We start from the raw sequence: 20,190 nt of genomic DNA, 5'->3' as shown, positions 1-20,190 counted from the left end.
GATGAGCGCCTACGCACGCTACATCAGACGCCGCGCGCTCGCCGCCGCGGACCGCCCGGCGCAGCGTTCGCCGGACGCCAGCGAGGAGGCACGGGACCAACCGCACCCCAGCGGGCCGGCGAGCGGAAAGCGCCTGCTGGAAATATCGGACAGCGATGCGGCCAAGCTCTTGGCCGTGCTGAAACTGCTCGGATGAGCACCCACCCCAGGAGAAGCGTCATGAAGGAAGAACTCGAAACCCTCGTCACCCAGGTCAAGGCACTCCTCACCGAATGCCTGCAAGGCTGGCTCCAGGCCCTGTCCCAGGGAGACAGCGTGGACGACCCGGCCAGCCTTGGACAGTTGGCGGTGCAGTTAAGCACCGCCTACAGCACCCTGCAGGCCGCTGCCGCCGCCTACCCCGGCGATACCGGCGGCAGCGCGCAGGCCCCCTCGGCGGACGGCACGCAGCAGTACTGAAGCCTCGCCACGACACCCCGCGCACCGCGCGTCTATCGCAGAGGAGTCCGCGCATGTCGATCTCGGAAGAATTGGGAAGGAATCTGGTCCAGCTGGCGCAACTCTGGCTGAAACGCCCCCTCACCAGCGAAGAACACGAGCAGTTGAGACAGTTCCAGCTCGGCCTCGGCAACGACGCCAGCAGCGATCCGGCCGTGCACGCGCGACAGCAGGCCGAACAGGTGATCGAGAACGGCCGGCAGCGTTCCGAAGGCTCCATCCGCCAGATCCTGCAGAACGTCCAGCAGGCCTCGACCCAGGCCCTCCGCGCCCAGGACAGCGGCGAGCAGGCGATTCTCGAGGCGGTCAATGCCGCCGGCAGCCTGGCCGAACTGCGTCCCGGCCACCTGCAGAGCGGCCAGGCAAGCGCCAACCAGTTGGTGATGTCGCAGATTGCCGACCGCCTGGCCAACCTAGTGAAGAGCGAGGTACGCCTGTGCTTCGAGCAGAACTTCGGCTCGCTCAAGCAGCAACTGGAGAACGCTATCGCCATCTTCAACCAGAGCAACCACAACACGTCCGCACCGCCGCCGGACAAGCCCGACCCGCCCACCGCATGAGACCGCACCGACAAGCGCCCCGCCTCGCGGGGCGCTTGCATTTTCGCCGCCCGCCAGGCCTGGCGCCGACGGATTCACAACTCCCTGGCTGGAGCGTTCATCAAGACAGCACGACATGAGCCGTGCCGTTCACTCACAGGGAGTCACATCATGAGTTTTCCGACCGCAGTCAACGACCAGATCACCGATGCCGTCACCCAGTCCAACGTCAAGGTGATCGGTGAAGCCCCGGCCATGGCGCTGGGCTCGATCTTCCAGACCATGGCCCACTCCACCGGCATCCTGTTCGAGAATTCGGTAGCTGCCCAGCAACAGCAGAACGCCCTGGCCCTGGCCGCTTCCAACATGGGCGTGATGCAGATCTACAGTCTGGATACCAGCGCCGCCGGCGGCGCCACCGAGAAGATCGGCCAGCTGGGCGTGGCCGACAACCTCACCAGCCTGCTGACCGTACTGAAATCCTTCACCTGAGCCTGACCCGCCGGGTCCAAGCAATCGCCGTACATCCTTCGCAATGATTCAGGAGAATCACCATGAGCTTCCCAACCGCAGTAAACAACCAGATCACCGATGCCGTCACCCAGTCCAACGTCAAGGTCGTCGGTGAGGCGCCAGCCATGGCGCTGGGCACCATCTACCAGACCATGGCCCACTCCACCGGGATTCTCTTCGAGAACGCGGTGAGCGCCCAGCAACAGCAGAACGCCCTGGCCCTGGCCGCCTCCAACATGGGCGTGATGCAGATCTACAGCCTCGACACCGCCGCCGATGCCGGAGCCACCGAGAAAGTCGGCCAGTTGGGCGTGGCCGACAACCTCACCAGCCTGCTGACGGTGCTCAAAGCGCTGCCCTGATCGCCGCCGTCGCTACACCAGAGAAGGCCACTCCACGAGTGGCCTTTTTCGTCTCGACGATCGAGCGAGCAGATGCGGCGGGACAGCGGCCTGCCGAGGGGAACATGGGGGGAATCGGGAAAAGCACCAGGGCGGTGCGGATCGCAGAAACGAAAAAAGGGCCCGAAGGCCCTTTTCTCTTCGACCCAGGCCGAAACCTGGATCATGTTTGGAGCGGGAAACGAGACTCGAACTCGCGACCCCGACCTTGGCAAGGTCGTGCTCTACCAACTGAGCTATTCCCGCGTTACAACTTGTTGCCCGTTCGGCCGAAACCGAACCTTTGACGCCTAACTTTCACCAACCCCGCCGAAGCCAGGTTGTAGAATTTGGAGCGGGAAACGAGACTCGAACTCGCGACCCCGACCTTGGCAAGGTCGTGCTCTACCAACTGAGCTATTCCCGCAATGGCGTCCCCTAGGGGACTCGAACCCCTGTTACCGCCGTGAAAGGGCGGTGTCCTAGGCCACTAGACGAAGGGGACGCGGCCCGGAACTTACAACAGATATTTCCGGCTTCCAGTGTTTCGCGCTTGGCTTCACGCTGGAAGTGGCGCGCATTTTATGGAGCGTCCGGGGAGGCGTCAACCCTTCTGAGAAAATTTTTTTAAATCAAAGACTTCTGTGCAAATAATGAGCTGCTGCTATCAGTGGTAGCACCAAGACATTAGACTGAGAAAATTCTTACAGCGGAGTCCCAAGGTGTCGCCACTCCTCATTACCGCCCTCATCATCGGCGGGATCGCCCTCCTAATCGCCATTGGCTATATCAACCACGTGGTGGAAAACAGCAAGCTGGAGAAAGCGCGCCTGAAAGCCGAACTCAACGACCGGGTCCGGCGCTGCGCGCAGATTTCCGAGAGCCTTCCCGGCCAGTTCGTCAGCCCGTCGCTGAAGCTGTTGATGAGCCAGATCGAGCTCAGCCTCAGCGAGCAGCAACTGGCGCTGGAGAAGAAAGCCGATGCCGGGCTCAAGGCTCGCATAGAAGAGTTGCGCGCGCTGGTCGCCAAGGGCGAGTCGATCCCGGTGCGCAATCCGCCCCAGGCGATCCTGACCGAGGACAAGGCCAAGGAAGTCCGCTTCCTCTTCGAAGCCCTGCATGCCCAGCTCGCCCGTTTCACCCAGGACGGCCACCTGCCGCGCAGCGAGGCGCAGATCTGGGTCAAGGAGATTCGCCACCTCCTGGTGCGCCTGCATATCGAGTTCTTCGGCAATCTCGGCCAGCAGGCCCTGCAGCAGAACGAACCGCGCCAGGCGCGCCTGGCCTTCGAGCGCGGCGCCCAGTACCTGCGCAAGCAGCCCGAGCTGGCGCGCTACCAGGCGGAGCTGCAGCAGATGGAAGCGCAGCTGGCCCGCGCCAACGCGATGGTGCTGAACAACAGCCAGCCGGCGAGCGAGGAGCCCAGCGAACTCAACGAGGGATTGAAGGCCCTCGATGCAGACGACCTGTGGAAGAAGAAGAACGTCTACGACTGATTCCGGCCTGCCCACGGCAGCCGTGCTATAACCCAGGCTCATATCGACCGAGGAAATCGTTATGAGCCTGACACTCTACGGAGCCCCGCTGTCTCCGTTCGTCCGCAAGGTCCGCCTGCTCCTGGCCGAAAAGGGCCTCGACTACCAGTTGGAAGCGATCGCCCCGTTCGGCCAGCCGGCCTGGTATCGCGAGATCAGTCCGCTGGGCCGCATCCCGGCGTTACGCGACGGCGACCTGGCCCTCGCCGACTCCAGCGTGATCTGCCAGTACCTGGAAGAACGCTATCCCGAACCGCCGAATCTCCAGGGCGACGCCCCCGCCGGCCGCGCAGCGGTGCGCTGGCTGGAAAAATACGCCGACTACGAGATCGCTCCCCTGGCCACGCTGACGATCTTCCGCAACCGGATACTCAAGCCGGCGATGGGCCAGGCCTGCGAGGAGAACGACGTGCGTCGCGCGCTGGAGGAAAAGCTGCCAGCGCACTTCGATTACCTGGAAAACCATCTCGACGGCCGGGCCTTCTTCGTCGGCGAGCGACTGACCCTCGCCGACCTGGCGATCGCCAGCCAGTTGGTCAACCTGCGTCACGCCGGCGAAAACCTGGACGAGCAACGCTGGCCGGCCCTCGCCGCGCATTTCGCGCGGATGCTCGAACGCCCGGCGATGCAAGCGCTGCTGCCGGGGGAACGACGGACCCTCGACAAGCTCGCAGCGAAAGCCTGAACGCGTCGCTCAGCAGTCCGTCAGGCGCAGGAATATCTCCACCAGGCCTTCGATCCCGGCCTGGTCCTCGGCGCTGAAGCGCGCCACGCTCGGGCTGTCCAGATCGAGCACAGCGACCAGGCGGCCGTCCTTGAGCAGGGGCACCACCAGTTCGCTGCTGGAAGCGCTGTCGCAGGCGATGTGGCCGGGAAACGCGTGGACGTCGTCGACCCGCTGGGTCAGCCGGGTACGCGCCGCGGCGCCGCAGACGCCCTTGGAGAAGGGAATGCGGACGCAGGCGACCTTGCCCTGGAACGGTCCCAGGACCAGTTCCTCGTTGCGGTTCAGATAGAAGCCGGCCCAGTTCAGGTCGCCCAGCTCATGGAAGAGAAAGGCGGAGAACTGCGCGGCGTTGGCGATGAAATCGCGCTCGCCGGCGAACAGCGCCTCGGCCTGCGCCGCCAGCAGGGCGTAGCCGGCCAGCCCGGCGCCAGATTGCTGCAGATCGATCATGCCTGGCGCTCCAGCAGTTGCTTGCCCACCCAGTAGCGGGAGAACTGATAGGCGCAACGGCCGTTGCGGTTGCCGCGGCCAAGCGCCCAGCGGATCGCTTCCTTCTCCAGTTCCTCGCTCCAGCTCCAGGCCAGCCCGGCCTTCTCCGCGAGCACGTCCACCCAGTGGCGAACCACGCTGAGGAAATGCTCCTGGGTGAAGGGATAGAACGACAGCCACAGGCCGAAACGGTCGGACAAGGCGATCTTGTCCTCCACCGCTTCGTTGGGATGCAGCTCGCCGTCCACCATCTTCCAGTTCTCGTTGTCGCTCTGCTTCTCCGAAACCAGGTGCCGGCGGTTGGAGGTGGCGTAGAGCAGCACATTGTCCGGCGCCTGTTCCAGCGAGCCGTCGAGCACGCTCTTGAGTACCCGGTAGTCGCCTTCCCCGGCATCGAACGAGAGGTCGTCGCAGAACAGCACGAAGCGCTGCGGCAGGCCTTGCAGTTGCTCGACCACGCGCGGCAGGTCGGCCAGGTGGTCGCGCTCGATCTCGATCAGGCGCAGCCCGGCGCCGGCCAGCTCAGCCAGCAGCGCACGAACCAGAGAGGACTTGCCGGTCCCGCGGGCCCCCCAGAGCAACGCGTGGTTGGCCGGCTGGCCGGCGACGAACTGGCGGGTGTTGCGTTCCAGTTGCTCGCGCTGCCGCTCTACGCCCAGCAGGTCGGCCAGGCGCAGGTCGAGGCTGACCTCCAGCGGCTGCAGGTAGCCGCTGCGGCCGTCGCGGTGCCAGCGCGCCGCCAGGCTGCGCTCCCAGTCGACGGCTTCGCGTACGGCCGGCAGCAGCGGCTCCAGGCGCGCGAGCACGCTTTCGGCGCGGGCAAGAAAATCGCTCAATCGGGAATCCACTCTGTTCTCCTCGGATCGGACTGACGTCACGGATCGATCATCGGTTGCGCCCAGGAACCCCGACAGACGGTCGGGATGGGCTATGCTAGGCGGCAGAACCTCGCCAAGGCTGATCCCCGCCCCCATGGATATAGCGCTGACCCATCGCCTGTCGTTCAAACAGGCCAGCCTCACCGTGCTGGTGGCCTTTATCCTGGGAACCCTGCTCAGCCTGATTCAGGTTGGCGTCGATTATGCCAGCCAGGACGCATCCATCAATCGCGAAGTGCGCGCGCTGCTGGACGTCAGCCACAACCCCGCCGCGCGAATCGCCTACAACATCGATGCGGAGCTGGCCCAGGAGCTGGTCCTCGGCCTGCTCCGTTCGCCCGCCGTAGTCCGCGCGGAAATCATCGACACCTCCGGCCTGCCGCTGGCCAGCGCCTCGCGCGAACCCGCCGAAAGCCGCCTGCGGCCGCTCAGCGACTTCCTCTTCGGCCACAAGCGGGTCTACGAGGACCCGTTGCATGTCGACCATGCGCCGGGCGAGGCCCTCGGCGTACTGCAGCTGGAAATCGACACCTTCGTGTTCGGCAACGACTTCCTCCGTCGCGCCGGCATCACCCTGCTCTCCGGCTTCGTGCGCAGCCTGCTGCTGTCGCTGATCCTGCTGGTGCTCTTCTATACCCTGCTGACCAAGCCCCTGGTCAGCCTGATCCAGGCCCTCAGCGGACACGATCCACGCTCGCCGGCACGCATGCGCCTGCCCTGCCCCAAGGGCCACGAACGCGACGAGATCGGCGTGCTGGTGGAAGTCATCAACCGCCAGCTCGGGCGCATCTCGGTAGAGATCGAACAGCGCCGGGAGGCGGAGAACCGCCTGACCCAGTACCTGGAGGAGCTGGAAAGCATCGTCGCCGCCCGTACCGCCGAGCTGAAGGCCGCCAACGCGCGCCTGACGCTATCCAACCAGGAACTCGAAGAAGCCCGCCAGACCGCTCTCGACATGGCCCAGGCCCGCGCCAGCTTCCTGGCCAACATGAGCCACGAGATCCGCACGCCGCTGAACGGCCTGCTCGGCATGCTCTCGCTGAGCCTCGACGGCCCGCTCACCCCGGAACAGCGCCAACAGCTGTCGATCGCCCACGACTCCGGCAAGGTGCTGGTGGAATTGCTCAACGACGTGCTCGACCTCTCCAAGTTCGAGGCCGGGCAACTGGTCCTGGAACAGATCCCGTTCGACCTGGGCGTCCTGGTGGAAGACACCGCCAGCCTCCTCTCGCAGAACGCCGCGGCCGGCGTGGAGTTGACCTGCCTGGTCGACCCCGCCCTGCCCGCCCAGGTTTCCGGCGACCCGACGCGGATTCGCCAGGTCGTCAGCAACCTGCTGTCCAACGCGCTGAAGTTCACCCGCCTGGGGCGGGTCGACGTTCGCGTGGAAGCCACCGCCGAGGGTGTGCGCATCAGTGTGCGCGACACCGGCATCGGCATCGCCCAGGAGGCGCTGGATCGCATCTTCCAACCGTTCACCCAGGCCGACGCGGGTATCACCCGCCAATACGGCGGCACCGGCCTCGGCCTGGCCCTCACGCGCAAGCTGTGCGAGGCCATGCAGGGCGAACTGACGGTGGAGTCGACGGTCGGCCTGGGCAGCCTGTTCAGCGTCGGCCTGCCGCTGGCGCCGGTCAGCCCTCCGCTACAGGCGCTGCCGCTGCGCGGCCGGGTGATCGCGCAATGCTCGGCCAACAGCGGGCTGGCGCAGCTGCTGCAAACCTGGCTGCCGCGCTGGGGCCTGGAGTACAAGCGTCTGGAGACCGACGACAGCCTGCTCGGCCACTCGCTCGACGTACTGATATCGGATTGCCCGGACTGCCTGATGGGACTGCGTCCGAGCATCGGTACGCCGATCCTGCTGGTCACCGCCTACGGCAGTTTCCTCGAACCGGAGCTGGCCCGCCGCCTGTCGCCGTTGCGCCAACTGGCCAGGCCGCTGAGTCGCAACCAGTTGTACCAGGCCCTGAAACACGTGCTCGAACACACCGCCATAGCCCCGTCGAGCGCCTCGGACACCGCGGGAGAACAGCGCAACACCCGGGTCCTGCTGGTGGAGGACAACCCGGTCAACCAGTTGGTCGCCAAGGGCCTGCTGCACAAGCTCGGCTGCCAGGTATGGATCGCCGAACACGGGCTGAATGCCCTGAAGATGCTGGAGGAGCATCCCATCGACCTGGTCCTGATGGACTGCAACATGCCGGTGATGGACGGCTACGAAGCGACCCGGCAGATCCGCGACAGCGGACGCTGGGGCGGCCTGCCGATCATCGCGCTGACCGCCAACGCCCTGCCGGACGAGCGCGAACGTTGTCGTGCCGCCGGCATGGACGACTACCTGGCCAAGCCCTTCCACCGCGACGAACTGAAGGCCATCCTCGACCGCTGGTGCCCGCTCACCGCGGGCGACTAGCCGGTCTCGCGACGACGGCTAGCCTCCCACCACCAGGCGAAAACGCGACAGCAACCCGCCCAGGCGCTGGTGCAGGTCGAACATCTCGTTGAGGTCGAAACCGGTGCTGCAGATCAGTTGCTGGCGCAGCGGAATGACCCGTTCGCGCAAGGTGATCCCTGGCACCGTCAGCGCCAGGTGCACCTCCCGCTCATCGTGGCTGGCGCGACGGCGATCCACCAGGCCGAGCTGTTCGAGGCGCTTGAGCAAGGGCGTCAGGGTTCCCGAGTCGAGCAGCAGGCGGTCGCCCAGGGCCTTCACCGTCGGCTGCTCCGGCGGGCTCGCATGCCACTCCCAGAGCACCAGCATGACCAGGTACTGCGGATAGGTCAGGCCGATCTGTTCGAGCAGCGGCCGATAGCCGCGGATCACTGCGCGCGAGGCGGCGTACAGCTTGAAACACAGCTGGTTGTCGAGCAGCAGCGATTCTTCGACGCCATCCGGCCTGGCGACTTTTCCCCGGGTGCTCATTCAAGCAGCGCCTCGATCGCCGAACTCAGCTCCTCCGGCTTGGTGGTCGGCGCGTAGCGCTTCACCACCTGGCCATCGCGGCCGATCAGGAACTTGGTGAAGTTCCACTTGATGCCCTGGCTGCCGAGCAGGCCCGGCGCGCGCTTCTTCAGGCTGACGAACAACGGGTGGGCGCCGGCGCCGTTGACCTCGATCTTCCTGAACAGCGGGAAGCTCACCCCGTAGTTCAGCTCGCAGAACTGCGAAATCTCGCCCTCGTCGCCCGGTTCCTGCTTGCCGAACTGGTTGCAGGGGAAGCCGAGCACCACCAGTCCGCGCTCACGGTATTTTTCCCACAAGGCCTCCAGCCCCTGGTACTGCGGGGTGAAGCCGCACTTGCTGGCGGTGTTCACCACCAGCAGCGCCTTGCCGCCGAAATCGGCCAGGGTCTTCTGTTCGCCCTTGATGGTGGTGCAGGGAATGCTCAGCAGAGAATCGCTCATGGCTTGTCTTCCTTGTTGAGGGTAGGTCTCGAAACAAAGTAGCTCGCAATTCAATTGCACACAACTTGATTGAATGAAAAACGACCCGAACCAAAGACGGGTCGTCGCTCTCTAGCTCTCCCGCGGCACCAGCTTCAGCGAGGCCGAGTTGATGCAGTAACGCAACCCGGTGGGCCGGGGGCCATCCGGGAAGACGTGCCCCAGGTGGGCATCGCAGCGGCCGCAGCGGACTTCGATGCGGTGCATGCCGTGGCTGAAGTCGTCCAGTTCGCGGACCGCCTCGGCGTCCACCGGCTGGAAATAGCTCGGCCAACCGCTGCCGGAGTCGTACTTGGCGTCGGAGTCGAACAACGCCGTGCCGCAGCAGGTGCAATGATAGATCCCGGGGGTCTTGGTGGCGTGGTATTCGCCACTGAAGGCGCGTTCGGTACCGCCCAGGCGACAGATGTGGAACTGCTCTTCGGTCAACTCCTCGCGCCAGGAGTCCAGGGGTTTGTCGATCTTGCTCATCGGCTCTACCTCGCGATCTGAAAAATGCCCGGCGCTCCCTTTTCCGGGGGACGGGCCGCACGTATCATGCGTGCTCCTTATAGACGCCAGTCTGTCATCCGCGTTACAGCCTGCCAAGCCGCGATCCAGCGGGCTTTTCGCAGCCTGTTCCACGGTGTTCGCTCACTTCGGGACTCGACACATCATGCAGGTCAGCAAATCGAACAAGCTCGCCAACGTCTGCTATGACATTCGCGGGCCGGTGCTCAAGCACGCCAAACGCCTAGAGGAAGAGGGTCACCGCATCCTCAAGCTGAATATCGGCAACCCGGCGCCGTTCGGTTTCGAAGCTCCCGAGGAAATCCTCCAGGACGTCATCCGCAACCTGCCGACCGCCCAGGGCTACAGCGACTCCAAGGGTCTGTTCAGCGCGCGCAAGGCAGTGATGCAGTATTACCAGCAGAAGCAGGTGGAGGGCGTCGGCATCGAGGACATCTACCTCGGCAACGGCGTGTCGGAACTGATCGTGATGTCCATGCAGGCGCTGCTGAACAACGGCGACGAGGTGCTGATCCCCGCTCCCGACTACCCGCTGTGGACCGCCGCGGTCAGCCTCGCCGGCGGCAAGCCGGTGCACTACCTGTGCGACGAGCAGGCCAACTGGTGGCCGGACCTCGAAGACATCAAGGCGAAGATCACGCCGAACACCAGGGCGATGGTGATCATCAACCCGAACAACCCCACCGGTGCGGTGTATTCCAGGGAAGTGCTGGAAGGCATGGGCGAGCTGGCCCGCCAGCACAACCTGGTGCTGTTCTCCGACGAGATCTACGACAAAATCCTCTACGACGGCGCCGTCCACGTCTCCACCGCCTCGCTGGCGCCGGACGTGCTCTGCCTGACCTTCAACGGCCTGTCCAAATCCTACCGGGTGGCCGGCTTCCGCTCCGGCTGGGTGGCGATCTCCGGACCCAAGCAGCGGGCACAGAGCTATATCGAAGGTCTCGACATCCTCGCCAACATGCGCCTGTGCGCCAACGTCCCGGCGCAGCACGCGATCCAGACCGCCCTGGGCGGCTACCAGAGCATCAACGATCTGGTCCTGCCGCCGGGGCGCCTGCTGGAGCAGCGCAACCGCGCCTGGGAACTGCTCAACGACATCCCCGGCGTCAGCTGCGTGAAGCCGATGGGCGCGCTGTACGCCTTCCCGCGGATCGACCCGAAGGTCTGCCCGATCCACAACGACGAAAAGTTCGTCCTCGACCTGCTGCTCTCGGAAAAACTGCTGATCGTCCAGGGCACCGCCTTCAACTGGCCGTGGCCCGACCACTTCCGGGTGGTCACCCTGCCCCGCGTCGATGACCTGGAGCAGGCGATCCTGCGCATCGGCAGCTTCCTCAAGGGCTACCAGCAGTAACCCCCCGCTCCCGCGGCGCCGCTGGCGCCGCCCTACCCGGCGACCCATCCATGGACCTGCAGATCGACGACTTCCACAAGGACGCCGCTGGCGGCCTCCTGCTTCTCTACCAGGCGTTTCCGCGCAAGACCGCGCTCTACGTCGAAGACCTGATCGGCCGCGAGCCGCCGGACGAGTTCGGCCTGCCGAGCAAACGTCACCAAAGTTGTCTGGGCGCGTTGCTCTGGCTCGCCGAGGAAGGCTACCTGCGCTTCGCCAACACCATTCATTACGAGGCTCTCGACCAGGCGGTGCTCAGCGAAAAGGCCTTCCTAAGACTTACCCGTATCGTCCCCCGGGCCGCGGCGGCGCTGGCCGAGGCGCCGGCCAGCGTGCGCCGCGAACAGGCCTGCCTGGCCAACCAGTTGCGCCAGGCGCTGGCGCAGGGCGACGGCGAACGCCTGGCCGGGCTGACCCGCCTGCTATTCGAGGGCAACCTGGGCGCGCAAGGCGACACAGTTTGAAATAGTCCCTCGATTGAATCGCCATGGACCGCCCCTTATATAACCCCGCATGATTATCAGGAGCCCGTTCGCCCGCCCCGGCGGCCTGCGAACCGCGCTCCGTGCCTTCAGCCGTGAGGAGAAGCTTTACACCATGATGCGCATCCTGTTGTTCCTGGCCACCAACCTGGCAGTCCTGGTGATTGCCAGCATCACCCTGAAACTGCTCGGGGTGGACCGCTTCACCGGCCAGAATTACGGCAGCCTGCTGGTCTTCTGCGCCGTGTTCGGTTTCGCCGGTTCGCTGGTCTCGCTGTTCATCTCCAAGTGGATGGCGAAGATGAGCACCGGTACCGAAGTCATCAGCCAGCCGCGCACCCGTCACGAACAGTGGCTGCTGCAGACCGTCGAAGAGCTGTCCCGCGAGGCCGGCATCAAGATGCCGGAGGTCGGCATCTTCCCCGCCTACGAGGCCAACGCCTTCGCCACCGGCTGGAACAAGAACGACGCGCTGGTCGCGGTCAGCCAGGGCCTGCTCGAACGTTTCTCGCCCGATGAGGTGAAAGCCGTCCTCGCCCACGAGATCGGCCACGTCGCCAACGGCGACATGGTCACCCTGGCGTTGATCCAGGGCGTGGTGAACACCTTCGTGATGTTCTTCGCGCGAATCTTCGGCAACTTCGTCGACAAGGCGATCCTGAAGAACGAGGACGGCCCGGGCATCGGCTACTTCGTCGCGACCATCTTCGCCGAACTGGTGCTCGGCATCCTCGCCAGCATCATCGTCATGTGGTTCTCGCGCCGCCGCGAGTTCCGCGCCGACGCCGCCGGCGCCCACCTGGCCGGCACCGGCGCGATGATCGCCGCGCTGCAACGCCTGCGTTCGGAACAGGGCGTGCCGGTGCAGATGCCCGACACCCTGAACGCCTTCGGTATCAATGGCGGCCTCAAGCACGGCCTGGCCGGCCTGCTGATGAGCCACCCGCCGCTGGAAGATCGTATCGAAGCGCTGCGCGCCAGCGCACGCTGATCCGCTTTCACACTTGGGACAGGGCGACCATCGGTCGCCCTTTTTTTATGCCCGGGAAAGCCACCTATCCATGGTCGCTTTGACAGCCGCGGGCCAGCCCCGGAACATGCGGGTCCGTGATTTCGCCCGATGAGGTTCCCATGCAGATCCGCGCCGATTTCGACAGCGGCAACATCCAGGTCATCGATGCCAGCGATCCCCGCCGGATCCGCCTGGCGATCCGTCCCGACCTGGCCAGCCAGCATTTCCAGTGGTTCCACTTCAAGGTCGAGGGCATGGCTGCCGCCACCGAGCACCGCTTCACCCTGGTCAACGCCGGCCAGTCGGCCTACAGCCATGCCTGGAGCGGCTACCAGGCAGTCGCCTCGTACGATGGCGAACGCTGGTTCCGCGTACCGTCGCAATACGACGCCGACGGCCTGCATTTCCAGCTGGAACCGGAGGAAAGCGAAGTCCGCTTCGCCTACTTCGAGCCCTACAGCCGCGAACGGCATGCCCGCCTGGTCGAACGTGCGCTCGGCATCGAGGGCGTCGAACGGCTCGCCGTCGGCACCAGCGTGCAAGGCCGCGACATCGAATTGCTGCGGGTCAGGCGCCATCCCGACAGCCACCTGAAGCTGTGGGTCATCGCCCAGCAGCATCCCGGCGAACACATGGCCGAATGGTTCATGGAAGGCCTGATCGAGCGCCTGCAGCGGCCGGACGATACGGAAATGCAGCGCCTGCTGGAAAAGGCCGACCTGTACCTGGTGCCGAACATGAACCCGGACGGCGCGTTCCACGGCAACCTGCGCACCAACGCCGCCGGCCAGGATCTCAACCGGGCCTGGCTGGAGCCGAGCGCCGAGCGCAGCCCGGAAGTCTGGTTCGTCCAGCAGGAGATGAAGCGCCATGGCGTCGACCTGTTCCTCGACATCCACGGCGACGAGGAAATCCCCCACGTATTCGCCGCCGGCTGCGAGGGCAACCCGGGCTATACGCCCCGCCTGGAACGGCTCGAGCAACGCTTCCGCGAGGAACTGATGGCGCGCGGCGAATTCCAGATCCGCCATGGCTACCCACGCAGTGCGCCGGGCCAGGCCAACCTGGCGCTGGCCTGCAACTTCGTCGGGCAGACCTACGACTGCCTGGCGTTCACCATCGAGATGCCGTTCAAGGACCACGACGACAACCCGGAGCCCGCGACCGGCTGGTCCGGCGCCCGCTCCAAGCGGCTCGGCCAGGACGTCCTGAGCACCCTTGCGGTGCTGGTCGACGAACTCCGCTGAAAATGGACGGGGCGCCGCGCGGCGCCCCGTTTCAGCCTCTCTCCAGCAGGTAGACGGCCTCGTTCAGCCAGGACACCCCGCGCTCGAGGAATTTCCAGTTGACGCCGAGCACGTCGCCGCGCTCCAGTTCCTCGATCCGCCAACCGCCAGCGTAGTAGCCACGCACCTCCTCGTCGGGCACGGCGAACGGCGGACCGGCCATCTCCGCCTGCGGGTAGTCGATGGTGACCAGCAAGCCGAGGCTGCGCGTCGGCAGGACCGCCTGGAGATGCCCGGCATAGCGCTCGCGCATCTCCGGCGGCAGGGCGATCAGCGCGGCGCGGTCGTAGAACGCCCTGCACTGCGCCAGGTGCTCTGCCTGCAAGGCGAAGAAATCACCCTGCAGCAGGGTGATGCCGGCGACCCGGTAGCGGCGGAAACCACCCAGTTGATCGATCTCGGGGCGCAGGTCGTGCTCCTCGAAGAAGTCGCTCACGGCCTTTTCCGAAAGCTCCACCCCCAGCACCTCCAGCCCCTGGGCGGCCAGCCAGGCCAAGTCCAGGGTCTTGCCGCACAACGGCACCAGGATCCGTTCGCCCGCTTGCAATCGCAGCCGCGACAGGTGGCGCATCAGGTAGGGATTGATCTCGTCCAGATGGAAGCCGATCTGGTTGTTCGCCCAGCGGGCGTGCCAAAAATCCGCCTGCATCCTGCCCTCCGCATTCGTGGAAAAACCCGCAAGGTGGCGACAATCGGCCGGCAGGTCAACTCCCCTGCGCATCTTCCTCGCGCACTTCCACCAGCACCGGACACGGCGCCTCGCGGATCACCCGGTCGCCGACCGAAGGATCGAGCAGGCGCTCCAGCCGTCCCAGGTGCCGATGGCCGATGACGATCAGCTCGCAGCCCAGGCGCCGCGCCTCGCCCAGGATCACCTGCACCGGGTCGCCGGCGCGTAGCTCGGCCTGTACCTCCAGCTCGGACCCGGCTAGCAGCGCACAGGCCTCGTCGAGCACCTGCCGGGCCTCTTCGCACTCGTGCGCGGCGGGCGGATAGTCGAGCAGCGTCGGCCGGCCCGGCAACGCATAGCCGGCGTCCACCGCGCACAGCAGGTGGACCCGCGCGCCCGGCGCGGCGGCCTGCCGCGCCAGCTCGGCAATGCGACGGGTCTGCGGGCCGCCGTCGATGGCGACCAGGAGTGCATGGAACATCGGCAAATCCTCGGACAGGGCGTACACCGGCATTCTTCGGTAGCCACCGGCGCGCGTAAAGGCATCGCGGACGCAATCCAGCAATGCAGCGAACGCACGCCTGGGAGAGCAAAAGACTGCACCTTGCGCACTCAAGGGTGCTTATACTTCCACTCCATGCATCTTCCCGATATGAATCTCCTGGTCGCCCTCAACGTTCTTCTCGAAGAGGGCAGCGTGGTCGGAGCCGCGCGCCGCATGCACCTCAGCCCACCGGCGATGAGCCGTACCCTGTCGCGGATCCGCGAGGCGGTAGGCGACCCGATCATGGTCCGCGCCGGCCGCAAGCTGGTGCCCACGCCCCGCGCCCTGGAACTGCAGGAGCAGGTCCGGCAACTGGTGGACCAGGCCCGCGACCTGTTCAACACCCGCGAGACCATCCAACTGGACAAGCTGGAGCGCTGCTTCACCCTGCGTTCCAACAACACCCTGGTCGGCGGTCTGGCCACCCGCATACTGGAAATCTTCAGCAAGGAAGCGCCACGCTGTACCCTGCGCTTTGCCCCAGAATCGGACATAGACGACGAAGCCCTGCGGCAGAACCGCATCGACCTCTACATCGGCGCCTCGTCCTGGATGGAGCCCGAGGTCAAGACCCAGCAACTGCTCACCACCCGCTTCGTCGGCCTGGCCCGCCAGGGGCATCCGATCTTCGACGGCGACATCACCCCGCAGCGCTTCGCCGCCTTCCCCCACATCAGCGTCTCGCGCCGCGGACTCCACCACGGCCCGCTGGACCAAGCCCTGGGAGAGCTGGGGGTGACCCGCCAGGTCAAGCTGGTCTGCGCAACCTTCCACTCGGCGATCTTCGCCCTGCCCGGTTCCGACCTGCTGCTGCCGATCGCCGAGCACTCCCTGTGGCGGGCCAACCGACTGGGCCTGGGCCTGCGCCAGTTCGACATCCCGGTGCCATTGAAGACCGTGATGGTGGTCCAGGCCTGGCATCCACGCTTCGACAACGATCCCGCGCACCGCTGGTTCCGGCAAACGGTCAAGCGGCTTTGCGAGGAAGTGCAGAACGATCCCCATCCGCTGCTGGGCTCCAACTGATATAGATGCGTGGAATGCACTGATTCATTTCGATCATTTCAATTTTCACACTACCGGGACGCTCCTAGACTGCGGCGGAAATCAGAAGAGTTTCCGCCCATGCCTTGTTTCCCCACCCTCGCCGTAGCGAGGTCGCGATGACTTCGCTCGCCACCCCGCTCGGCCAGCCGACGCCAACCTCAGCCCCCGCCGCCCAGCCTTTCGGCGCGCGCATCGTGGTCGGCCTGCTCGGCGTGCTGCTCGCCTCGCTCACCGCCGGTCTCAATGGTCATGTCACCGAGATCGCCATGACCGATGTGCGCGGCGCACTCGCCATCGGCCATGACGAAGGCACCTGGCTGACCGTGCTCTACGAAGCCACCCAGGTCGCCGCCATGGCATTCGCGCCCTGGTGTTCGGTGACCTTTTCCCTGCGCCGCTTCACGCTCTTCGCCATCGGCGGCTTCGCCCTGCTGGCCCTGCTCTGTCCGTTCGCGCCGAACCTCGAGAGCCTGCTGGTCCTGCGCACCCTGCAAGGGTTGATGGCCGGCTGCCTGCCGCCGATGCTGATGACCGTGGCGCTACGCTTCCTGCCGCCGGGGATAAAGCTCTACGGCCTGGGCGCCTATGCCCTCACCGCGACCTTCGGGCCCAACCTGGGCCTGCCGCTGGCGGCGTTCTGGTTCGAATACGTCGGCTGGCAGTGGGTGTTCTGGCAGGTCATTCCGCTGTGCCTGGTGGCGATGGCCGCGGTGTCCCATGGCCTGCCCCAGGACCCGGTGCGCCTGGAACGCTTCCGCCAGTTCGACGGCATCGGCCTGCTCACCGGTTTCCCGGCGATCTGCGCCCTGGTGATCGGTCTGCTGCAAGGCGAACGCCTGGACTGGTTCGAGTCGCCGTTGATCTGCCTGCTGCTGGGCAGCGGCAGCCTCCTGCTGGGGCTGTTCCTGGTCAACGAATGGAGCCACCCGCTGCCGTTCTTCCGCCTGCAGTTGCTGAAGCGCCGCAACCTGACCTTCGCCCTGATCACCCTGGCCGGCGTGCTGGTGGTGCTCGGCGCGAGCATGGGCGTGCCGACCGAATTCCTCGCCGAGATCCGCGGCTACCGCCCCCTGCAGAGCGTACCCATGGTGTTGCTGGTGGCCCTTCCGCAGCTCGTCGCGCTGCCGCTGGTGGCGGCCCTCTGCAACATCCCGCGGGTCGACTGCCGCTGGGTGCTGGCCTGCGGCCTGTGCCTGTGCGCCGGTGCCTGCCTGAGCTTCAGCCAACTGACGGCGGACTGGGTGCGCGAGGACTTCTACCTGCCGATGCTGTTACTGGTGGTCGGCCAGCCGATGGCGGTGATTCCGCTGCTGATGCTCTCCACCAGCGTCATCGCGCCCATCGAGGGGCCCTTCGCCTCAGCCTGGTTCAACACCGTCCGCGGCTTCTCCGGGGTAGTCGCCACCGCGGTGATCGGCGCCCTCGGCACCGCCCGCGAGCACTACCACTCCAACCGCCTGGTGGATCACCTGGGCAATGCGTCCCAGGCCGTCGAACTGCGCCTGCAACAGATCGCCGGCCTGCAACCGGGCGCCGACTCCGGCGCGCACTGGCAGCACCTGGCCGAACAGGCCCGCCAACAGGCCCAGGTGCTGGGCAACGCCGACGTGCTGCTGGCGATGACCGGCCTGGCCTGCGCCCTGCTGATCCTGATTCCGATCCTGCCGCAACGGGCCTACCCGCCCCGCCCGGTCGCTCCCACACACTGAAAGGTCGCTGTATGTCGTTCATCACTTCGCGCAAGGGCAGCCTGCTGCTCGCCGCCCTGCTGGTCCTGGTCCTGCTGGTCTACCTGCTGTTCCACCTGCTCGCCCCACGGGTCGTGCAGAGCACCGACGACGCCTATGTGCACGCCGATTTCACCCTGGTCGCGCCGAAAGTCGCCGGCTTCGTCCAGGACGTCCTGGTCGAGGACAACCAGCCGGTCAAGGCCGGCCAGTTGCTCGCCCGCCTCGACGACCGCGACTTCCGCACCGCCCTGGCCGCCGCCGAGGCCGACGTGCTCGGTGCCGAGGCCAACCTGGCCAATGCCGAGGCCAACCTGCAACGCCAGCAGGCGCTGATCGAACAGGCGCGGGCCAAGGTCCGCGCCGAGCAGGCCGAGCTGGTCTTCGCCCGTCACGAGCAAAGCCGCTACCAGACCCTCGCCAGCAAGGGCGCCGGCAGCCTGCAGAACGCCCAGCAGGCGCAATCGCGGATCGATACCGCCAGCGCCCGGCTGGCCGAGGGCCAGGCCGCGGTGGATGCCACGCGCAAGCAGGTGAGCGTCCTCGAAGCCCGCGTCGGCCAGGCCCGTGGCGACCTGCAACGCATGCAGGCGCGACGCGACCAGGCCCGCCTGGACCTCTCCTACTGCGAACTCCGCGCACCCTTCGACGGCCAGGTCGGCCGCCGCCAACTGCGCGTCGGCGCCTATGTCACGCCGGGCAGCGCGCTGCTGGCGGTGGTGCCACTGCAGCAAGCCTACGTGGTCGGCAATTTCCAGGAAACCCAACTGACCCACGTCTCTCCCGGACAGGCCGTGGAAATCCGCGTCGACACCTTCCCCGGCGAGGTTCTGCGCGGCCATGTCGACAGCATCGCACCGGCCACCGGCCTGAGCTTCGCGCCGATCGCCCCGGACAACGCCACCGGCAACTTCACCAAGGTGGTCCAGCGGATCCCGGTGAAGATCGTTCTCGAGCCGCGCCAGGCCATGGCGGGCAAGTTGCGTGTGGGCATGTCGGTGGAAGCACGGATCGACACCGCGACCGGCACCCACTCCGCCGAGGTCGCCCAGCAATGAAAGGCACTCCGCTCCTGCTTATTGCCAGCCTTGCGCTCGGCGCCTGCAGCCTCGGTCCCGACTTCACCCGCCCGGACCGCCCTGCGCCCGGCGACTGGTCGCTCCAGGCCGCTGCCGGCAACCCCAGCCACCTCGCCGCCGCGCCACTCGCAGCACAATGGTGGACGCTGTTCGACGACGCGCAATTGAACGCCCTGCTGCAACGGGTCCAGCGTGCCAACCTCGACCTGCGCAGCGCCGCGGCGCGCCTGCAGCAGAGCCGCGCGATCCGTCGCAGCCTCGGCGGTGACGCCCTGCCCTCGGTGGACGCCAGCGGCAACTACCAGCGCCAGCGGACCACCAGCGCCGGCCTGTTCGATCCTTCCGGCAAGGCCGGCAAAGGCAACTACAACCACGCCCTGGCCGGCTTCGACGCCTCTTGGGAGCTGGACTTCTGGGGCCGCGTGCGACGCGAGCTGGAAGCCGCCGACGCGACGGTGGAAGCCAGCGAGAACGAACTGCGCGACGTGCAGGTCTCGGTGCTGGCGGAAGCCGCGCGCGACTATATCCAGTTGCGCGGCGAACAGAGCCGTGCGGCGATCATCCGTGACAACCTCGAGACCGCACGGCGCAGCCTGGAACTCACCCGCACGCGCCTGGCCAACGGCGTCGCCACCGACCTCGAGGTAGCCCAGGCGCTGGCCCAGGTGGCCAGCATGGAGGCACGCCTGCCCGAGGTGGAAAAGAACCAGGCGCACCTGGTCAACGCCCTTGGCTACCTGGTCGGAGCCAGCCCCGGCAGCCTGCTCGCCGAACTCGGCCCGGCGCGGGAGATTCCGCGTCCGCCGGGCAGCGTGCCGGTCGGCCTGCCGTCCGAACTGGCCCAGCGCCGCCCCGACATCCGTCGTGCCGAAGCGCGCCTGCACGCCGCTACCGCCAGCATCGGCGTGGCCAAGGCGGACTTCTATCCGCGCATCACGCTCAACGGCAACTTCGGTTTCGAATCCCTGCAACTGTCCAGCCTGGGCGACTGGGACCATCGCCAGTTCGCCATCGGCCCGGCGTTCAGCCTGCCGATCTTCGAAGGCGGACGCCTGCGCGGACGCCTGGAGCTACGCGAGGCACAGCAGCAGGAAGCCGCCATCGACTACCAGCGCACCGTGCTGCGTGCCTGGCAGGAAGTCGACGACGCGATGCACGACTACGCCGCCAACCAGCGCCGCCAGGAGCGCCTCGGCGAAGCCGTGGCGCAGAACCGCCGCGCCCTGCAGAGCGCCCGCGAGCAATACCGCGCCGGCGCGGTGGACTTCCTCAGCGTGCTCGACAGCCAGCGGCAACTGCTGGACAACCAGGAACAGCAGGTCGCCAGCGACGAAGCGGTGTCTCTGACCCTGGTCAACCTCTACAAGGCGCTGGGCGGCGGCTGGAGCCCAACGTCCGACCCGGCGTCGGGCTGAGACGACGCCGGGCGCGGAC

At 66.3% G+C, this 20,190-nt stretch carries 23 protein-coding genes and 3 tRNA genes; 16 read left to right on the top strand and 10 right to left on the bottom strand.

The genetic code is table 11. The features are described 5' to 3' along the window. Position 1 precedes the first annotated feature (1 nt). The 5 genes from HMPREF2924_RS06540 (at position 2) to HMPREF2924_RS06520 (ending at position 1,912) form a co-directional block, all read left to right on the top strand. The gene (locus tag HMPREF2924_RS06540; protein ID WP_015502724.1) at positions 2–196 is read left to right on the top strand and encodes a hypothetical protein; all 195 of its coding nucleotides are present in this window, start codon (positions 2–4) and stop codon (positions 194–196) included. Between the two features lie 23 nt (positions 197–219). Continuing rightward, entirely contained in the window at positions 220–459 is a 240-nt protein-coding gene (locus HMPREF2924_RS06535) for a hypothetical protein (RefSeq protein WP_003116567.1), read from the top strand. 53 nt (positions 460–512) lie between these two features. Continuing rightward, positions 513–1,058: a hypothetical protein gene (locus HMPREF2924_RS06530; protein WP_003130839.1), complete on the top strand. Its 546-nt coding sequence runs from the start codon at positions 513–515 to the stop codon at positions 1,056–1,058. 150 nt (positions 1,059–1,208) lie between these two features. Next, positions 1,209–1,529: a RebB family R body protein gene (locus HMPREF2924_RS06525; RefSeq protein ID WP_070601871.1), complete on the top strand. Its 321-nt coding sequence runs from the start codon at positions 1,209–1,211 to the stop codon at positions 1,527–1,529. Positions 1,530–1,591: 62 nt separating this feature from the next. Then, positions 1,592–1,912: a RebB family R body protein gene (locus HMPREF2924_RS06520; protein ID WP_070601873.1), complete on the top strand. Its 321-nt coding sequence runs from the start codon at positions 1,592–1,594 to the stop codon at positions 1,910–1,912. A gap of 209 nt (positions 1,913–2,121) precedes the next feature. Here HMPREF2924_RS06520 and HMPREF2924_RS06515 read toward each other — a convergent pair. The 3 genes from HMPREF2924_RS06515 to HMPREF2924_RS06505 form a co-directional block, all read right to left on the bottom strand. Further along, a tRNA-Gly gene (locus tag HMPREF2924_RS06515) sits at positions 2,122–2,197 on the bottom strand. An 84-nt stretch (positions 2,198–2,281) separates the two neighbouring features. Further along, positions 2,282–2,357 (bottom strand) — tRNA-Gly (locus tag HMPREF2924_RS06510). 2 nt (positions 2,358–2,359) lie between these two features. Then, positions 2,360–2,435: transfer RNA gene (locus HMPREF2924_RS06505), tRNA-Glu, on the bottom strand. A 217-nt stretch (positions 2,436–2,652) separates the two neighbouring features. Here HMPREF2924_RS06505 and HMPREF2924_RS06500 point away from each other — a divergent pair. Further along, the gene (locus HMPREF2924_RS06500) at positions 2,653–3,426 is read left to right on the top strand and encodes a hypothetical protein (protein ID WP_003130832.1); all 774 of its coding nucleotides are present in this window, start codon (positions 2,653–2,655) and stop codon (positions 3,424–3,426) included. A 61-nt stretch (positions 3,427–3,487) separates the two neighbouring features. Beyond that, a complete protein-coding gene (locus HMPREF2924_RS06495) occupies positions 3,488–4,150 on the top strand; it encodes a glutathione S-transferase family protein (RefSeq protein WP_003098798.1) in 663 nt (220 codons plus the stop codon). 9 nt (positions 4,151–4,159) lie between these two features. Here the strand turns inward: HMPREF2924_RS06495 and HMPREF2924_RS06490 are convergent, their stop codons facing one another. Both HMPREF2924_RS06490 and HMPREF2924_RS06485 read right to left on the bottom strand, forming a co-directional pair. After that, on the bottom strand, positions 4,160–4,642 hold the full coding sequence (locus tag HMPREF2924_RS06490) for a GAF domain-containing protein (RefSeq protein WP_003109686.1): 483 nt from the start codon (positions 4,640–4,642) through the stop codon (positions 4,160–4,162). Further along, positions 4,639–5,529: an ATP-binding protein gene (locus HMPREF2924_RS06485; protein WP_003090906.1), complete on the bottom strand. Its 891-nt coding sequence runs from the start codon at positions 5,527–5,529 to the stop codon at positions 4,639–4,641. Before HMPREF2924_RS06485 ends, HMPREF2924_RS06490 begins: the two co-directional genes overlap by 4 nt. Positions 5,530–5,611: 82 nt before the next feature. Here HMPREF2924_RS06485 and sagS point away from each other — a divergent pair, with 82 nt between their 5' ends. Then, positions 5,612–7,972, top strand: coding sequence for a two-component system sensor histidine kinase/response regulator SagS (gene sagS / locus HMPREF2924_RS06480; protein WP_003130830.1), 2,361 nt, complete (start codon positions 5,612–5,614; stop codon positions 7,970–7,972). Positions 7,973–7,990: 18 nt separating this feature from the next. Here sagS and ospR read toward each other — a convergent pair whose 3' ends face one another. From ospR to msrB, 3 genes are all read right to left on the bottom strand, one after another. Continuing rightward, positions 7,991–8,482 carry a hydroperoxide stress response transcriptional regulator OspR gene (ospR, locus tag HMPREF2924_RS06475; protein WP_003090908.1) on the bottom strand — a complete coding sequence of 164 codons (492 nt, stop codon included), beginning with the start codon at positions 8,480–8,482 and terminating at the stop codon, positions 7,991–7,993. Next, the gene (locus HMPREF2924_RS06470) at positions 8,479–8,964 is read right to left on the bottom strand and encodes a glutathione peroxidase (protein WP_003090910.1); all 486 of its coding nucleotides are present in this window, start codon (positions 8,962–8,964) and stop codon (positions 8,479–8,481) included. The genes ospR and HMPREF2924_RS06470 overlap by 4 nt, the downstream gene beginning before the upstream one ends. A 111-nt stretch (positions 8,965–9,075) precedes the next feature. Beyond that, positions 9,076–9,474, bottom strand: a complete 399-nt coding sequence (gene msrB, locus HMPREF2924_RS06465) for a peptide-methionine (R)-S-oxide reductase MsrB (RefSeq protein WP_003090911.1) — start codon at positions 9,472–9,474, stop codon at positions 9,076–9,078. Between the two features lie 184 nt (positions 9,475–9,658). On the opposite strand from msrB, the gene HMPREF2924_RS06460 reads away from it, so the two are divergent. From HMPREF2924_RS06460 to HMPREF2924_RS06445, 4 genes are all read left to right on the top strand, one after another. Beyond that, positions 9,659–10,870, top strand: a complete 1,212-nt coding sequence (locus HMPREF2924_RS06460; protein ID WP_023094640.1) for a pyridoxal phosphate-dependent aminotransferase — start codon at positions 9,659–9,661, stop codon at positions 10,868–10,870. 50 nt (positions 10,871–10,920) lie between these two features. Next, positions 10,921–11,373 (top strand): hypothetical protein, encoded by a 453-nt coding sequence (locus HMPREF2924_RS06455; RefSeq protein WP_003109682.1) that lies wholly within the window; start codon positions 10,921–10,923, stop codon positions 11,371–11,373. Positions 11,374–11,506: 133 nt separating this feature from the next. Continuing rightward, positions 11,507–12,382 carry a protease HtpX gene (gene htpX, locus HMPREF2924_RS06450; protein ID WP_003090915.1) on the top strand — a complete coding sequence of 292 codons (876 nt, stop codon included), beginning with the start codon at positions 11,507–11,509 and terminating at the stop codon, positions 12,380–12,382. A 140-nt stretch (positions 12,383–12,522) separates the two neighbouring features. Beyond that, positions 12,523–13,650: a M14 family metallopeptidase gene (locus tag HMPREF2924_RS06445; protein ID WP_003130825.1), complete on the top strand. Its 1,128-nt coding sequence runs from the start codon at positions 12,523–12,525 to the stop codon at positions 13,648–13,650. Positions 13,651–13,681: 31 nt separating this feature from the next. Here the strand turns inward: HMPREF2924_RS06445 and HMPREF2924_RS06440 are convergent, their stop codons facing one another. After that, entirely contained in the window at positions 13,682–14,338 is a 657-nt protein-coding gene (locus HMPREF2924_RS06440; RefSeq protein ID WP_003109680.1) for a thiopurine S-methyltransferase, read from the bottom strand. A 55-nt stretch (positions 14,339–14,393) separates the two neighbouring features. Continuing rightward, a complete protein-coding gene (locus HMPREF2924_RS06435; RefSeq protein ID WP_003130822.1) occupies positions 14,394–14,840 on the bottom strand; it encodes a universal stress protein in 447 nt (148 codons plus the stop codon). Between the two features lie 156 nt (positions 14,841–14,996). On the opposite strand from HMPREF2924_RS06435, the gene HMPREF2924_RS06430 reads away from it, so the two are divergent. The 4 genes from HMPREF2924_RS06430 to HMPREF2924_RS06415 all read left to right on the top strand — a co-directional run bounded on the left by HMPREF2924_RS06430 (position 14,997) and on the right by HMPREF2924_RS06415 (position 20,171). Then, positions 14,997–15,929 carry a LysR family transcriptional regulator gene (locus tag HMPREF2924_RS06430; protein WP_003090919.1) on the top strand — a complete coding sequence of 311 codons (933 nt, stop codon included), beginning with the start codon at positions 14,997–14,999 and terminating at the stop codon, positions 15,927–15,929. A gap of 137 nt (positions 15,930–16,066) precedes the next feature. Next, complete coding sequence (locus HMPREF2924_RS06425) at positions 16,067–17,659, top strand: MFS transporter (protein ID WP_003130821.1); 1,593 nt, start codon at positions 16,067–16,069, stop codon at positions 17,657–17,659. Between the two features lie 11 nt (positions 17,660–17,670). Further along, positions 17,671–18,735, top strand: coding sequence for an HlyD family secretion protein (locus HMPREF2924_RS06420; RefSeq protein WP_003130819.1), 1,065 nt, complete (start codon positions 17,671–17,673; stop codon positions 18,733–18,735). Then, complete coding sequence (locus HMPREF2924_RS06415; protein ID WP_003090923.1) at positions 18,732–20,171, top strand: efflux transporter outer membrane subunit; 1,440 nt, start codon at positions 18,732–18,734, stop codon at positions 20,169–20,171. The genes HMPREF2924_RS06420 and HMPREF2924_RS06415 overlap by 4 nt, the downstream gene beginning before the upstream one ends. Positions 20,172–20,190 lie beyond the last annotated feature (19 nt).

This window comes from Pseudomonas sp. HMSC063H08, from assembly GCF_001813645.1.
Lineage (GTDB): Bacteria > Pseudomonadota > Gammaproteobacteria > Pseudomonadales > Pseudomonadaceae > Pseudomonas > Pseudomonas aeruginosa.
The sequence above is the reverse complement of the archived record's forward strand: the minus strand, read 5'-3'. Positions and strand labels throughout refer to the sequence as shown.

Coding starts and splice junctions, on each gene's coding strand:
- ospR (WP_003090908.1), bottom strand. CDS start 8,482: ATGAGCACCCGGGGAAAAGTCGCCAGGCCGGATGGCGTCGAAGAATCG.
- HMPREF2924_RS06490 (WP_003109686.1), bottom strand. CDS start 4,642: ATGATCGATCTGCAGCAATCTGGCGCCGGGCTGGCCGGCTACGCCCTG.
- HMPREF2924_RS06470 (WP_003090910.1), bottom strand. CDS start 8,964: ATGAGCGATTCTCTGCTGAGCATTCCCTGCACCACCATCAAGGGCGAA.
- HMPREF2924_RS06520 (WP_070601873.1), top strand. CDS start 1,592: ATGAGCTTCCCAACCGCAGTAAACAACCAGATCACCGATGCCGTCACC.
- htpX (WP_003090915.1), top strand. CDS start 11,507: ATGATGCGCATCCTGTTGTTCCTGGCCACCAACCTGGCAGTCCTGGTG.
- HMPREF2924_RS06495 (WP_003098798.1), top strand. CDS start 3,488: ATGAGCCTGACACTCTACGGAGCCCCGCTGTCTCCGTTCGTCCGCAAG.
- HMPREF2924_RS06425 (WP_003130821.1), top strand. CDS start 16,067: ATGACTTCGCTCGCCACCCCGCTCGGCCAGCCGACGCCAACCTCAGCC.
- HMPREF2924_RS06430 (WP_003090919.1), top strand. CDS start 14,997: ATGCATCTTCCCGATATGAATCTCCTGGTCGCCCTCAACGTTCTTCTC.
- HMPREF2924_RS06440 (WP_003109680.1), bottom strand. CDS start 14,338: ATGCAGGCGGATTTTTGGCACGCCCGCTGGGCGAACAACCAGATCGGC.
- HMPREF2924_RS06460 (WP_023094640.1), top strand. CDS start 9,659: ATGCAGGTCAGCAAATCGAACAAGCTCGCCAACGTCTGCTATGACATT.
- HMPREF2924_RS06535 (WP_003116567.1), top strand. CDS start 220: ATGAAGGAAGAACTCGAAACCCTCGTCACCCAGGTCAAGGCACTCCTC.
- HMPREF2924_RS06455 (WP_003109682.1), top strand. CDS start 10,921: ATGGACCTGCAGATCGACGACTTCCACAAGGACGCCGCTGGCGGCCTC.
- HMPREF2924_RS06540 (WP_015502724.1), top strand. CDS start 2: ATGAGCGCCTACGCACGCTACATCAGACGCCGCGCGCTCGCCGCCGCG.
- HMPREF2924_RS06445 (WP_003130825.1), top strand. CDS start 12,523: ATGCAGATCCGCGCCGATTTCGACAGCGGCAACATCCAGGTCATCGAT.
- HMPREF2924_RS06530 (WP_003130839.1), top strand. CDS start 513: ATGTCGATCTCGGAAGAATTGGGAAGGAATCTGGTCCAGCTGGCGCAA.
- HMPREF2924_RS06435 (WP_003130822.1), bottom strand. CDS start 14,840: ATGTTCCATGCACTCCTGGTCGCCATCGACGGCGGCCCGCAGACCCGT.
- HMPREF2924_RS06525 (WP_070601871.1), top strand. CDS start 1,209: ATGAGTTTTCCGACCGCAGTCAACGACCAGATCACCGATGCCGTCACC.
- sagS (WP_003130830.1), top strand. CDS start 5,612: ATGCTAGGCGGCAGAACCTCGCCAAGGCTGATCCCCGCCCCCATGGAT.
- msrB (WP_003090911.1), bottom strand. CDS start 9,474: ATGAGCAAGATCGACAAACCCCTGGACTCCTGGCGCGAGGAGTTGACC.
- HMPREF2924_RS06415 (WP_003090923.1), top strand. CDS start 18,732: ATGAAAGGCACTCCGCTCCTGCTTATTGCCAGCCTTGCGCTCGGCGCC.
- HMPREF2924_RS06420 (WP_003130819.1), top strand. CDS start 17,671: ATGTCGTTCATCACTTCGCGCAAGGGCAGCCTGCTGCTCGCCGCCCTG.